13 protein-coding genes are annotated in these 14,216 nt (G+C 29.9%); 1 reads left to right on the top strand and 12 read right to left on the bottom strand.

The window, feature by feature from the left end; genetic code table 11:
* Nucleotides 1–38: 38 nt before the first annotated feature.
* From ACTG44_RS04760 to nifV, 5 genes are all read right to left on the bottom strand, one after another.
* Entirely contained in the window at nt 39–533 is a 495-nt protein-coding gene (locus ACTG44_RS04760) for a GNAT family N-acetyltransferase (RefSeq protein ID WP_479921391.1), read from the bottom strand.
* Nucleotides 534–558: 25 nt separating this feature from the next.
* Nucleotides 559–1,008, bottom strand: a complete 450-nt coding sequence (locus ACTG44_RS04755; RefSeq protein WP_021383602.1) for a MarR family winged helix-turn-helix transcriptional regulator — start codon at nt 1,006–1,008, stop codon at nt 559–561.
* Nucleotides 1,009–1,222: 214 nt separating this feature from the next.
* Nucleotides 1,223–2,218, bottom strand: a complete 996-nt coding sequence (locus ACTG44_RS04750; RefSeq protein ID WP_479921390.1) for an isocitrate/isopropylmalate dehydrogenase family protein — start codon at nt 2,216–2,218, stop codon at nt 1,223–1,225.
* A gap of 21 nt (nt 2,219–2,239) precedes the next feature.
* On the bottom strand, nt 2,240–4,165 hold the full coding sequence (locus ACTG44_RS04745; protein ID WP_479921389.1) for an aconitate hydratase: 1,926 nt from the start codon (nt 4,163–4,165) through the stop codon (nt 2,240–2,242).
* 24 nt (nt 4,166–4,189) lie between these two features.
* Entirely contained in the window at nt 4,190–5,383 is a 1,194-nt protein-coding gene (gene nifV / locus ACTG44_RS04740) for a homocitrate synthase (protein ID WP_021383551.1), read from the bottom strand.
* A 445-nt stretch (nt 5,384–5,828) separates the two neighbouring features.
* On the opposite strand from nifV, the gene ACTG44_RS04735 reads away from it, so the two are divergent.
* Entirely contained in the window at nt 5,829–6,956 is a 1,128-nt protein-coding gene (locus tag ACTG44_RS04735; RefSeq protein WP_479921388.1) for a DEAD/DEAH box helicase, read from the top strand.
* Between the two features lie 361 nt (nt 6,957–7,317).
* Here the strand turns inward: ACTG44_RS04735 and ACTG44_RS04730 are convergent, their stop codons facing one another.
* The 7 genes from ACTG44_RS04730 to ACTG44_RS04700 form a co-directional block, all read right to left on the bottom strand.
* The gene (locus ACTG44_RS04730; protein WP_479921387.1) at nt 7,318–8,508 is read right to left on the bottom strand and encodes a YkvI family membrane protein; all 1,191 of its coding nucleotides are present in this window, start codon (nt 8,506–8,508) and stop codon (nt 7,318–7,320) included.
* Nucleotides 8,509–9,110: 602 nt separating this feature from the next.
* Nucleotides 9,111–9,926 (bottom strand): MBL fold metallo-hydrolase, encoded by an 816-nt coding sequence (locus tag ACTG44_RS04725; RefSeq protein ID WP_021383566.1) that lies wholly within the window; start codon nt 9,924–9,926, stop codon nt 9,111–9,113.
* A gap of 183 nt (nt 9,927–10,109) precedes the next feature.
* A complete protein-coding gene (locus tag ACTG44_RS04720; RefSeq protein ID WP_021383583.1) occupies nt 10,110–11,552 on the bottom strand; it encodes a glutamate synthase-related protein in 1,443 nt (480 codons plus the stop codon).
* 125 nt (nt 11,553–11,677) lie between these two features.
* Nucleotides 11,678–12,064, bottom strand: coding sequence for a desulfoferrodoxin family protein (locus tag ACTG44_RS04715; protein WP_021383667.1), 387 nt, complete (start codon nt 12,062–12,064; stop codon nt 11,678–11,680).
* 38 nt (nt 12,065–12,102) lie between these two features.
* On the bottom strand, nt 12,103–12,492 hold the full coding sequence (locus ACTG44_RS04710; protein WP_021383669.1) for a Fur family transcriptional regulator: 390 nt from the start codon (nt 12,490–12,492) through the stop codon (nt 12,103–12,105).
* A 31-nt stretch (nt 12,493–12,523) separates the two neighbouring features.
* Complete coding sequence (rbr, locus tag ACTG44_RS04705) at nt 12,524–13,060, bottom strand: rubrerythrin (protein WP_021383568.1); 537 nt, start codon at nt 13,058–13,060, stop codon at nt 12,524–12,526.
* Between the two features lie 373 nt (nt 13,061–13,433).
* Nucleotides 13,434–14,216, bottom strand: a complete 783-nt coding sequence (locus ACTG44_RS04700) for an ABC transporter permease (RefSeq protein WP_479918261.1) — start codon at nt 14,214–14,216, stop codon at nt 13,434–13,436.

Genomic DNA, 14,216 nt, shown 5'->3' with positions numbered 1-14,216 from the left:
AAAAATATATTATTTACCCTTTGTATGATAAATACCTTTTACAATATTTTATCATAACAATAAAAAGATTTCTCCTTTCCTAAAAAACTCATTTCTCCAATTTTGATAAAACCACATTTTGTAAGAAGTGCATTCATTTTTGAATTTATTGAATATGTATCACTCTTTAAATATGATACACTATTTTTTTCAGCCAATTTTTCCGCAAAATCAACTAACTTAGATGCTATTCCTTTCTTTCTAAAGTTTGGATTTACGGCCATTCTATGTATTACCATAGCTTTTTTATTAGAAGACCAATTTAGACCTACATATTCTTCTGGATCTTCATAATTAAGACATATAAACCCAGCTATTTCTCCATCCATTTCTTCTACATATAAATCTTGTTTCTTAATATCTGAAACAAAGTCTTCGTCTGATGGATAATTCTCATCCCATTGTGTATTATTATAATCCTTCATTTCTTCTACTGTTGATTTTATAATTTTCATAATTTTTTCTAAATCATTCATATTGGCTTTTCTAATCATAAAAATATCTCCTTATATTAATTTACTATCTCTTCACTTTAAACCATTCTTTTTCAGCATTTTTGCTCATTTTTTCTAATACTTTAGTTGCAACCTGCTTTTCTTCATCTGTAAAATTCTCAAAACACATCTCTATACTTCTATTCTCTTCTTCAATTATCAACTCATAAACTTCTAAAGATTTATCAGTTGGAGTTAAATTATATCCTCTTTTATCAGACTCATCCTGCTTTTTATCTACATATCCTGCTTTTATTAATTTCTGTATGGCTTTGGTTGCTGTAGCCTTATCTACCTTCAACATATTTGATAATTCCACAAGGTTTATACCAGGATTTTCACAAACTCGTGTCAAAAATGTAAACTGTCCTTTTTGCAACTTTAACTCCTTGTACTTAATATCATTTATCGAATTTACTGCTCTAGATAAAGTACCGACTTCTCTTAATATATTACTGTCTAATGCCTTAATCAAACACACCTCCAATTAATATGTTGATTTTTAGTTGAAAGTTCAACTTTATTCAGATATTACCATATATTGGTTGAAAGTTCAATTAAAAAAACAAAATTTTTAATATTACTCTTTCCCTTTACTAAATACTGTTAAAATTAAAAGCTGTTAATTGTATCTACAACAATTAACAGCTTTCCTTTAATATACATTATATTTTTACTATAAACACTATCTATACGATATATTTACATACTTCATCTGCAAACTCTGTAGTTGATGCTGAACCACCTAAATCCACAGTTAATTTACTTCCCTCAAGAAATACCTTCTCTAAAGCTGTTTCTACCTTTTGTGCATTTTCATACTCACCTAAGTATCTAAGCATCATTACTGATGATTGAATAAGTGCTGTAGGATTAGCTTTATTTTGACCAGCTATTTGTGGCGCACTTCCATGCACAGCTTCAAATATAGCACAATCTTTACCAATATTTGCACTTGGAATTATACCTAGCCCTCCAACAAGACCAGCTCCTAAATCAGATAGTATATCCCCATAAAGATTTGGCATTACCATTACATCATAATTTTCTGGATTTAAAACTAAGTTCATAGCTGCTGCATCTACAATTAAATCATCATACTCTACATCATGTTTTGACGCTACTTCCCTAAATACATCTAAGAACAATCCATCAGACATTTTCATTATATTTGCCTTATGTATGGCTGTAACCTTTTTTCTCTTATTGTCTTTAACATAGTTACATGCAAAATCAACTATTCTTTCACTTGCACCTCTTGTTATTATCTTTATACTTTCAGCTGCATAGTCACCTATTTTATGCTCTATTCCAGCATACAAGTCTTCTGTATTTTCTCTTACAACTACTAAATCAACATCTTCATATCTTGATTTTATACCTTTAAAACTTTTAATCGGTCTTAAATTAACATACAAATCTAATGCCTGTCTTAAAGTTACATTTACACTTCTAAATCCTTTCCCTACAGGAGTAGTGATTGGACCTTTTATAGCTATTTTGTTCTTTTTTATACTATCTATAATATATTCAGGAAGAGGAGTACCATATTCTTCAATAACTGCCTCTCCTGCATTAACTTCTTCCCATTCTATCTCTACCCCAGTAGCTTCTACTACCTTTTTCATAGCTTTCGCAACTTCTGGTCCTATTCCATCTCCTGGTATAAGTGTCACTTTATACATTAAATATTCCCTCTTTTCATACTAATTAGCTTGATTTTTAGTGTAATTTAATTTTCCACCAGCTTTTAATACATCAACTTCTTTTGCTGATAATTCTACTTTAACTTTAAAAGAAGTTCCTTTAGTTGTGTTCTTAACTTCCAAGATTCCATTATCTAAATTATCCAAAATATTTGGTATCTCAAGATTATCTAAAAGAGATAAGTTTTCATAATCTTTCTCATCATAAAACTCCATTGGAATTATACCACTATTTATTAAATTAGCTTTATGGATTCTTGCAAAGCTCTTTACTATTACCCCTTTAACGCCTAAGTATAGTGGTGCTAAAGCTGCATGCTCTCTACTTGAACCTTGCCCATAATTATCTCCACCAACTATAAATCCACCACTATTGTCTTTTGCTCTTTGAGGAAACTCTGTATCTACAGTGTTGAAACAATAGTTTGCAAGATATGGTATATTACTTCTAAAAGGAAGTAACTTAGCATTTGATGGCATTATATGGTCAGTAGTTATATTATCTTCTGTCTTTAATATAATTTTTCCATCTATAGACTGACTTAGCTCTGTATTAAGAGGGAAAGGTTTTATATTAGGTCCTCTAACTACTTCTACATTACTACCTACATCAGCAGGTTTTATTATCATGCTATCATCTATCAAAAACTCATTTACATCTAAGTCTGTAAATTTAATATCAAATTCTCTTGGGTCTGTAAGTTCTCCTTTTATTGCACTTACTGCTGCTACTTCTGGGCTCACTAAGTACACTTGTGCTGATAGAGTCCCACTTCTTCCATAGAAGTTTCTATTGAAAGTTCTTAAAGACACAGAATCAGTACCTGGAGATTGCCCCATACCTATACATGGACCACAAGAATTTTCTAGTATTCTGGCTCCAGCACTTATTATATCTGCTAAAGCTCCATTTCTAGCAATCATCTCCATAACTTGTCTTGAACCCGGTGCTATTACCAAACTCACATTCTTATGCACCTTATTTCCTTTTAGAATTTGAGCAACTTTCATTAAGTCTTCATAAGAAGAATTTGTACAACTTCCTATCGCAACTTGGTCTATTTTAATTTTTCCTATATTTTCAACTTCATCTACATTGTCTGGACTATGAGGTTTCGCAGCTAATGGTTTTAATTCATCCAAGTTTATAGTAATCTCTTCATCATAAACTGCATCTTCATCTGATTTTAACTCTATCCATGCATCTTCTCTTCCTTGACTCTTGAAGAATTCTAGTGTTTTTTCATCACTTGGGAAAATTGAAGTAGTTGCTCCAAGTTCAGCTCCCATATTTGTTATTGTAGCTCTTTGTGGAACAGATAAACTTTTAACACCTTCTCCACCATACTCATAAACTTTACCTACTCCACCTTTTACAGTTTGTTTTCTTAACACTTCTAATATTATATCTTTTGAAGATACCATATTATTTAATTTTCCAACTAGATTCACTTTACAGACTTTTGGTGCTTTTATATAGTACGCTCCTCCTGCCATAGCTAAAGCAACATCTAATCCACCAGCTCCAATAGCCATCATGCCCACACCTCCAGCTGTAGGTGTGTGGCTATCAGAACCTAAAAGTGTATCTCCTGGTGTTGAAAATCTTTCTAAAAACACTTGGTGACAAATACCATTTCCTGGTTTAGAGAAATAAACTCCATATCTATCTGCCACTGTTTGTATATATTTATGGTCATCTGCATTTTCAAATCCTTGTTGTAACATATTATGGTCTACAAATGCTACACTTCTTTTAGTTTTTACTTTATCTATACCCATAGCTTCTAATTGAAGATATGTCATTGTTCCAGTAGAATCTTGTGTTAAAGTCTGGTCTATCTTTATACCAATTGAGTTTCCAGCAACAGCATCTCCATCTACTATATGTTTTTTAATTATTTTATAAACTATATTATCTCCCATATTTTCCTCCTAAACAATTATACCTTAAATATATGAACCTCTAACTGCTTCTTCCTCTGTTGTTTCCTTCTCATGTGCTAGTATATCACAATATAATTGAAGAATTTCTTTATCCATTAAACTTCTTTTTAATCTTATTGATGTAGCTCTTATAGCATTTAATAGCTTGGTAGCGTTTTCTGGAGAAATATACATTTCATATTCACTCAACTTATTTATAACTGCAGCTCTTCCTGAATGTTTGCCTATTACTATTTTTCTCTCAAGATTTACTTCACTTGGGTCAAATGGCTCATAGTTATGTGGGTCTTTTAAAGCTCCATCTGCATGTATACCAGATTCATGGATAAACATGTTATCTCCAACTACTGGTTTCCATGTAGGAAGAATTCTTCCTGATGCCTGTGCTACATACTCACATATTCCTCTAAATTTTCTAGTATCTATATTATTTAAATCACATTTATAGACGCACTTAAGAGCCATTAAAACTTCTTCTAATGCTGCATTTCCTGCTCTTTCACCTAATCCATTTACTGTAACTCCAACATAATTTGCTCCTGCTGCTATTCCTGCAAGTGCATTTGCAGTTGCCATTCCAAAGTCATTATGTGTATGCATTTCTATGTCAAAATTAGTTCTTTCATAAAGAGTCTCTATCGCATTCTTTATAGAAAAAGGATTCATAACTCCTACTGTATCACAATATCTAAATCTATCTGCCCCTGCTTGTTTTCCAACTTTTATAAATTCAGTTAAAAAGTCTATATCTGCTCTTGAAGCATCTTCTCCATTTACTGAAACATATAATCCATTTTGTTTTGCAAATTCAACTGTTTTAGCCATATTTTCTAAAACCCAACCTCTAGAAGTTCTCAATTTATTCTCTATATGAATGTCAGATACTGATATTGATATAGCTACTGCATCAACACCACAAGAAATAGATTCTTCTACATCTTTTATTACTGCTCTATTCCAAGCCATTATATCTGATTTTAAGTTTCTACTACATATGTGCTTTATTACGTTTTTTTCATCTCCACCCATAGTAGGTATACCAACTTCGATTTGGTCAACACCTAGGTCGCTTAACATTTCAGCAATCATTATTTTTTCTCTATTTGCAAATACAACCCCAGCTGTTTGCTCTCCATCTCTTAAAGTAGTATCTACTATTTTTATTTCCTTTGCTCTATCTTTTGATATAATGCACATATTAATGCCCCCCTTAGTATACTTTTAATTTTAAAAATATTCGATTTTATTTTTCATTGATACCTCTAACTTATGATTATTTTTTTATTTTTTATTCATTTTAATTTCATTTGCAATTTATTTTTTTGCCTTTTCATATCTTGTAATCTATTATATTACTTTATATCATTTATTGCACTATATTTTTTCTTTTTTGTGAAAACTTCTTAAAAATGAAAGTTATTATGTTTTTCTTGCATTTTAATTTAATCTTTAAATAGATTTATTTTCAAAAAACCTTTAAAAATAAACCTCTAAAATTCCTCCTAAAATTTAATTTAAGCTACATTTTATTTTAAGGTATCTTCATATATTTCTAAACTATATAAATAATAATCAAAAAAATTACTAAAAATACTTACAAATATGATATTATTAATTGATTAATAAAAAAAGAAAATTTTTCATGAAAGGTAAGATAATAATGGATTTTAAAAGCTTAGGGATTAGTGAAAATACAATAAATATTCTAGGAAAATCAGGAATAATAACACCTACACCTATACAAAAAGAAAGTATTCAATTGATAAAAGAAGGAAAAGATGTAATAGCAGAAGCTCAAACTGGTACAGGAAAAACACTTGCTTTTTTGCTTCCGATATTTGAAAACATATCATTAGATATAAATGATATACAAGTGCTTATACTTTCTCCTACAAGAGAACTAGCTATTCAAATAACAGAAGAAGCAATAAAACTTAAAGAGTCTAAAGATGTAAATATCCTAGCTGCATACGGAGGAAAGGATATTGGTTCTCAAATAAAGAAATTAAAAGGAAATATTCATATGATTATAGCTACACCAGGTAGACTTTTAGACCATCTAAATAGAAAAACGATTGACCTTAGTAAGTTAAAAACTTTTGTTTTAGATGAAGCAGACCAAATGTTACTTATGGGATTTAAAAATGAAGTTGAAGCTATTTTAAAAGAAACTTCAAACAAAAAGCAAACATTATGTTTTTCTGCAACTATGAATTCTCAAGTAAAAAAATTAGCTTATAGATATACAAAAAATCCAGTTATAGTTTCTATCCAAAAAGAAGAAATTACTCTTAATAATATAAAACAAGAAGTAGTGGAAACTACAGATAGAAAAAAATTGGATGCCCTGTGTAGAGTTTTAGATGAAGATAATCCTTTTATGGCTATAATATTTTGTAGAACTAAAAGAAGAGTTGACAATCTTGAAGAAGCTCTCGCTATAAGAGGATACAATTGTCAAAAACTGCATAGTGATATTGCTCAGTCAAAACGAGAAAGAATAATGAAATCATTTAGAAATTTAGATATACAATACTTGATAGCTACAGATGTGGCTTCTCGTGGTCTTGATATATCTGGAGTAAGTCATATATATAATTACGACTTACCAGAAACATCTGAAGACTATATTCATCGTATTGGTAGAACTGGTAGAGCTGGTGAGGAAGGCTATACATGTGCTTTTATTGACCCTAAAAATGAACGAATGTTAAGTGAAATAGAGACAGCTATTGAATCTAAAATTAGTAGAAGAATTATAGAATTGTAATTTATAAACTAATTAAAATTCCAATAGTATATAAACACTATAATCTACAGAAAGTAGGTATTAACCTTTTCTTTATTATAATACTCTTTTACATTGAATAAAAAAGCTGTAACCTTTATGATTACAGCTTTTTCTGTCTATTCTTAGTTTTATATTATCTGTTTCAAAGTTGTTTAATATTAAGCTTTGCAAATAATCTCAATAAATATATTATGTTCATTATATCTGCCAAATTTTAATTTATCAATTTATTTTTTAACCCTATTTTATCATATCTAAATAGTAATATACTCTATTTTTATTTGACTATATTTTCGTCTTATTAATTAAATTATCTCTTTTATTTAAAGTACTACTCATTTTATAAATTTTCAATATTTTCGTTTAATTCGGCTGGCCATTTAGCCTCTGGATGTTCCTTTGCAAATTTCTTATTCTTATAATGCCCTAATGTAAGGAAAGGAACTACTATAGTAAATAGACCAAGATAACCACAATATCCATATCCATATTTAACGATATTACTTAATCCTGTAAGTGATATAAGCATTGACACTACCATTATTGCACACGCCGTAAATACCCTTCTTTTCATTTTTGAGGAAAGGAAAGAAAGAGCTTTATGGTCTTCAAATCTATTTACAAGACCAAATATAGTAGTTACTCCTGTAGACATCAAACAAAGGAATAATGCCACATTATAAATTATATATATAGTATGATTTCCAGATTGACCTGCTACATAAAGAGTAGGAAGTGTTGTTTGCCCAGCAGCAATAATTTCTTTATACCAACCCATTAACATAGTTACAGCAAGCCCTAATGCAACTGCATTCATAATAAATGAAATTACCATTGCCTTAGTAGCCTCTTTTGAATTCTTAAGAAGTGGTCTTGAACATCCTGCAAGTGTAGGTATAACAACTGATTGAAATCCTGCATAAATAAAAGTATTTAGTATTGGCTTAATATAGCCAGGTGTAAAGCTCGTTCTATTTGATAATATTCCAGTTATTTCTGGCACCTTAGCTTTTATACCTACTATAAAAATAGTAAGTGTGCATACTAATATAGCTATGGTCATTGCTGTAGCAGCTTTAGATACAAGCATAGCTCCAAATATAGTAAATACAAGAAGTACAATCCCAATAATAAATACAGCTATAAAGTAATTCACCCCTATACTTTGGAATACTGCTGCTGCACCCGCTATTACAGCACTTACAGCTATTAAAACCATAAGATAATAATATATTTCCCATATTATTTCAAGTTTTGGATATGGACTCCAAAGTTCACAAAATAAATCCTTATAATTCCTACAATCATTATTATTATACATTATAATAACTTCTCTCATGGTAGCAGTAAGTATAATCATTGCTAAAACTGCCATGAATGGTGCTGTCCATCCATACTGCACATAATACTGAGTTTCTTGGTTGCCAGTTGCAAATCCCCCTCCTGCATGTGAACTAAAAAGAACACTTGCAACTCCAAAAATAGCTAGCATAGAGCCAGTTACTTTTGCTTTCTTTACATTTTTTTGCATGAAACCATCCTCCCCTAAAAATGATAATGAAAGTTTATATTTTAACACTTTCTTGATAAAACAATAACATTTTTGTTTGTTAAATTCAACCAGCTATTTTTAATAAAATTATATTTTTAACTCCTTTTTCCTTATATATTAAATATTTTAAACATATTCATTTTATTTTTTAGCTTTTTTTAAATCTATTTTGTTTTTTACTTTTATGAAATTTCTTTCTTAATGTTAAATTTTATACAAAATATTGTTTATTATTAAATAAGTATTATTAAATAATTATTTAATAATACTTATAATATATGAATTTTGCTATAGTATCATATTTATTGGAATTATTAAGCCTAATAATAATCAATGTAATTTTTTTAACAGTGCATGTATAAATAAATAAACTTGCTTTATTTATTCTATCATTATTAATACATGATAAAATTGTTTATTAATGAAAATATTTTCTCGTTAAAAATAATTTTTTTATAATATTTCATGTAATACTACATTAATTTTTTTTAAAATAAATATAATAAAAAGGAGTTATCTCAAAATTGATTTTTTTCTAATCAAATTTTAAGTTAAACTCCTTTTAAATATCATCTCAAAACTTATACACTTATAGTCAGCCCTACTCCAACTTCATTTACACTTAGTATTTCATTCATCTTAGCTTTTACCTTAAAAGAAACACAATGACAAGGGTACAACATTCTTATTCTTTCTTTATCTAAATATTTGATTGTGCTATCTAGTCTATTATCCAATTCAAAAAGATGAAAACCACCTAATATACCAATAATTCTGTCATCTTCACATACCTTTTTAGCATACTCCACTATATTACAAATTCCACTATGAGAACATCCTGTAATAATAAAAAGCCCTTTATCCGTTTTACAAGCTATGGCAGAATCATCTAAAACATAATCATCTTCCCATAAGTCTCCTGCTTTATATTTGCCCATTTTAGCTCTTTTTTCAAAATTATGTATAGAAGGTATTTCACCTAAAAATATACAGTTCTCACTTATATTAAAAGGTTTCTCTTGAGGATTATACATGAAAATTTGTTTAATTTCATCAACAGAAAACGGAGCACCTATATTCTCCTCGCCTTCTTTTTTAGTTATAAAACAATTAGGATGTGCGACAAGTTCAACCTTAGACAAATCATATTTATTTTTCAGATACTTTACACCTTTTGTATGGTCATTATGTCCATGAGAAAAAGCAATATGAGTTAAATTGCTTAAATCTATATCTAGTTTTTCGGCATTTGATATAAATATATCTGAATATCCCGCATCAAATAAAATCCTATTTCCATCAATTTCAATATAATAGCTTACTGCTGGTTCTCCAACAAAGTACCTATCAATATATGTATTATTATCAGCGAGAACTTGTATCTTTAACCTTTCCATGATAATCACTCCTTAAATTATTATTTAGTTTAATAGTACGATATTACAAAATATTTTACAATTTAATATCTTTAATTTTCACAATAAAAGGAGAACTTTACAAAGTAAAATTCTCCTTTCATAAACTGTCTTCACTATTTATTTTTACAAATATTTATCAATAAATAGCCCCAAACTTAAAATCTATACATGTTGTATATTTGTATAATTTGATATTTCAGAGTTAACTGTATACAAATCATCAATACTTAAATCATGTATATCCTTATGACCAGAAACTCTAGCAAAAGTCTTAAGTTCTTCTAAACTCACATTTAAGAAGTTTGCCACTCTGTTAGCACTATTTTCTATATGTAATCTTTTTCTTAATCCCTCATCTTGAGTAGCTACCCCCACAGGGCACTTACCAGAACCACATATACGATACTGTTGACATGCCGCTGCCATAAGAGCAGAACTTGCAATGGCAATTGCATCAGCTCCCATAGCTATTGCCTTAGCAAAATCAGTAGATATACGAAGTCCACCTGTTATAACTAAGTCTATATCTAATTCATGTGTATCTATATATTTTCTAGCACGGTGAAGAGCAAATATTGTTGGGATTGAAGTTGCATCTTTAAGCAATTTTGGACTTGCTCCAGTAGCTCCACCACGACCATCAATAGTCACAAAATCAGGCTTAGCATAAGCTATAAATTCCATATCTTTTTCAATATGTCCTGCTGAAATTTTAACACCAATTGGGCGACCTTCTGAAACTTCTCTAAGCTCATCTACAAGTTTCTTTAAATCTTCTTTAGACTGTATTTCTTCAAAACAAGATGGACTTATTACATCTTGACCTACAGGCTTATTTCTCACCTTTGCTATTTCTTCAGTAACTTTTTCACCAGGAAGATGACCTCCCATACCAGGTTTTGTACCTTGACCAATTTTTATCTCTATGGCATCAGAATTTCTAAGGTTTTCTTCAGTAACACTGTACTTGTTTGGTACATATTCAAAAATATACTTGTATGAAGCTTCTTTTTCTTCTGGCAGTATACCACCTTCTCCACTACACATAGCTGTCTTATTTTTAGCTGCACCCTTTGCTAAAGCTATTTTTAACTCTTTAGATAAAGCTCCAAATGACATGTGAGAAATATAAACTGGATTTTCTATAACCATAGGTTTTTTTGCTCTTTTTCCTATTATTGTTGTTGTATTTACTTCATCATGTTCATTTAAAGGTAATGGATTTAATTGAGCACCCATAATTAAAATATCATCCCAAGAAATTACTGGAAGTTTAGTTCTCATAGGTTCTATTATAGACTTTCCTGTAACAGCCATTTCGTGAATTATATCCATATGTTTCTCAACTTCATCATCTCTTCTTAAATATGTATTTAGGTAATTTAAATCACCTGCTTTTTCACTAGTTACTTTAGCTTCCTCATTGCTTTCATCTTCTGCTTCCTTTTCATCTTCCTCATAGTAAACAGTACTTATTTTTCCAAAATAACTGCGACCTTTTGTACATACAGGGCATTCCCAGTCTTCACTTAATTCATCCCATGTTTTATCATTTTTAGATTCATCGTAAATATATCCACAAACACTACATTTATAAATTGACATATTATTTTCTCCTTATGTTATATTGACATTAAATATAATTAAAACTTGAATTTATATAAATTTATAGGAGGCTATTTGTATAAAATACATTTATAGCCTCCTCTTTAATTCACTTTATTTAAATATTACAGTTCAGCCTTCCATAATCCATGTAAATTACAGTAAGCATATGCAGAAATTACTTTATCATCATCATTCAAAGCAAATTTAACTACAGGTTCTCCATCTACTGCTAGACATTTACGTTGACCACCTTGCTCAGTCATAAGATATACCCATGCTATATGATGCTCTTTAGTCATCGGATGAGCAACACTACTTATTTTAACAGTAACAATATTTCCTTCTACTTCAATAACAGGTACATGTTTTTCAACTGCTGCATCTGTTGTATTAGGAACAAGTTCCTTCATAGGCTTTCCACAACAGAAAACAGGTACACCACTATTTTGTATCATTCCTATAAGGTTTCCACAAGTCTCACATATAAAAAATTTTTGTTCACTACACATAAACTCACCTCATTAATTATTTTTTAGAATTTGAAAGCTTAGCCTACTTGACTACACTTTTCACAGTTATTACAAATCCCTTTAAAACTTATGTTATAAGATGTTATTTTTATGTCTGTTTCATCTGCTATTGATTCTTTTAAATTATTAAGAACTTCAGATTCTAAGTCGTACACCTCTCCACATACTTCACATATTATATGATAGTGATTATCCATTCTACCATCAAATCTATCTGGATTTCCTGGAATACTAACCTTTCTTATAAAGCCATGTTCTGTTAGCTGGGCTAAATTTCTATACACAGTTCCTAAGCTTAAATTTGGATTATCTTTTTTTAAATTTTCATATAGATAATCCGCAGTAGGGTGAACCGGATTATTTAATATTTCATTTAAAATCAGTTCTCTTTGTTTAGAAAATTTCATAGTTAACATTCCTTTTTAATTATAATAATTTTTAATAGTTTTCAGCTTTTATATTGAAGTATGCCTTTGGATGATCACATACTGGGCATTTTTCTGGTGCTTCAGTACCTACATACACATGACCACAGTTTTGACATTGCCAAACAACCTCTTCTTCTCTTTTAAAGATTTTTCCTTCATTTAAGTTTTCTAAAAGTTTTAAGTATCTTTCTTCATGCTCTTTTTCTATTTTTCCAACAGCTTCAAATAAATAAGCTATCTTATCAAATCCTTCTTCTTTAGCTTCTTTAGCAAATTTTGCATACATGTCAGTCCATTCATAGTTTTCACCTGCTGCTGCATCTTTTAAATTTTCCTCTGTTGAAGGCATTCCATCGTGTAAAAGTTTAAACCATAACTTAGCATGTTCTTTTTCATTGTTAGCAGTTTCCTCAAATATAGCAGCTATTTGATTATAGCCTTCTTTTTTAGCTTTTGAAGCATAGTATGTATATTTGTTTCTTGCTTCTGATTCTCCTGCAAATCCTGCCATTAAATTTTTTTCTGTTTTAGTTCCTTTTAAGTTCATAATTAATTCCTCCCTTTTCAATAATAGTAATGATTACTATTTCTATATTTATATAATATATCAATTTCCACTTTTTGTCAACTATATATAATATTCTTTTTTTTATTTAAATATTCTTATTTTCAGATATTTTATTTAAAGCATGTATTTTAGAATATACTTAATATAATATATAAACACACATGACAGTCTCCTCTCTTGCTACTATACCTATCGCAAGTATTAAAATAATCGTGATTTAATAAATACAAAAAGAAACGACAGATTGAAAAATCAAAACTGTCGCTTCTTGGACACATGGATATATATACTGTACGACAGATTTTTTCTTTGTCACCATCTGTCAGCTTAAGTAAAAGAAATACCATTTATGTTATTTGTGAGAATTCTTTTTATGTTTTGTCCCTTTTTTCTTAGATACGGTCATAACTTTATCGTAATTGGGCGTAAATGCAAGTAGAATAGCTGTCAGAATTAGAATTACTGCCAAAGTTATAACGCCAATAAGAGGCTGATAAATAGTACTAGTACCATTGTCATATCCAATGAGACCAAGACCTGCCGTAATCGGATAAAAGTCTGTGAGATTTCTTCCTGCAACAAACACACCACAGAATCCATACACAAATGCAATCCCTACGCCTGTCATAAAGGCATTTTGTTTACGGCTAAAATAAACAATAATCGGCAAAACAGCAATATAACAACACAGATTAACAACTAAAATCTGAGCTAAGGATTTTACGACAAGTGTAATGGATATATCTATATTGCAAAATATTAATCCAAAAATAACTGTGCATAAGAAGCTGAAAAGACTTAGCAATACAGTAAGACTTCCAGCCATAATTAATTTTCCCACTAATAATTTGCGTAATGAAACGGGGGCAGTCAAGATGTTCTTTAAGGTTTGGTCTGTATATTCGCGGTTAATAAGATAGCCTCCAATGAGCGTAATTCCAAATGGAAAAGTAAGGCTGAAATTGTTCCAGATAACCCCATTTGCAAAACTCTCATACGTTAGAGGGTCGCTTCCGTTGGAACTAACAATTTGAAAAACCGCCAGTAATACTGAAAACAGAACAGCAACAACACCAACCCATAGAATATTATATCGCTTTATTTTTTGAAATTCCGTAGTAATTATATCAATCAT

The sequence above is a fragment of the Clostridioides sp. LIBA-2809 genome (assembly GCF_056688965.1).
Note: the sequence above shows the minus strand (reverse complement) of the source record. Positions and strands in the feature narration are given on the sequence as shown.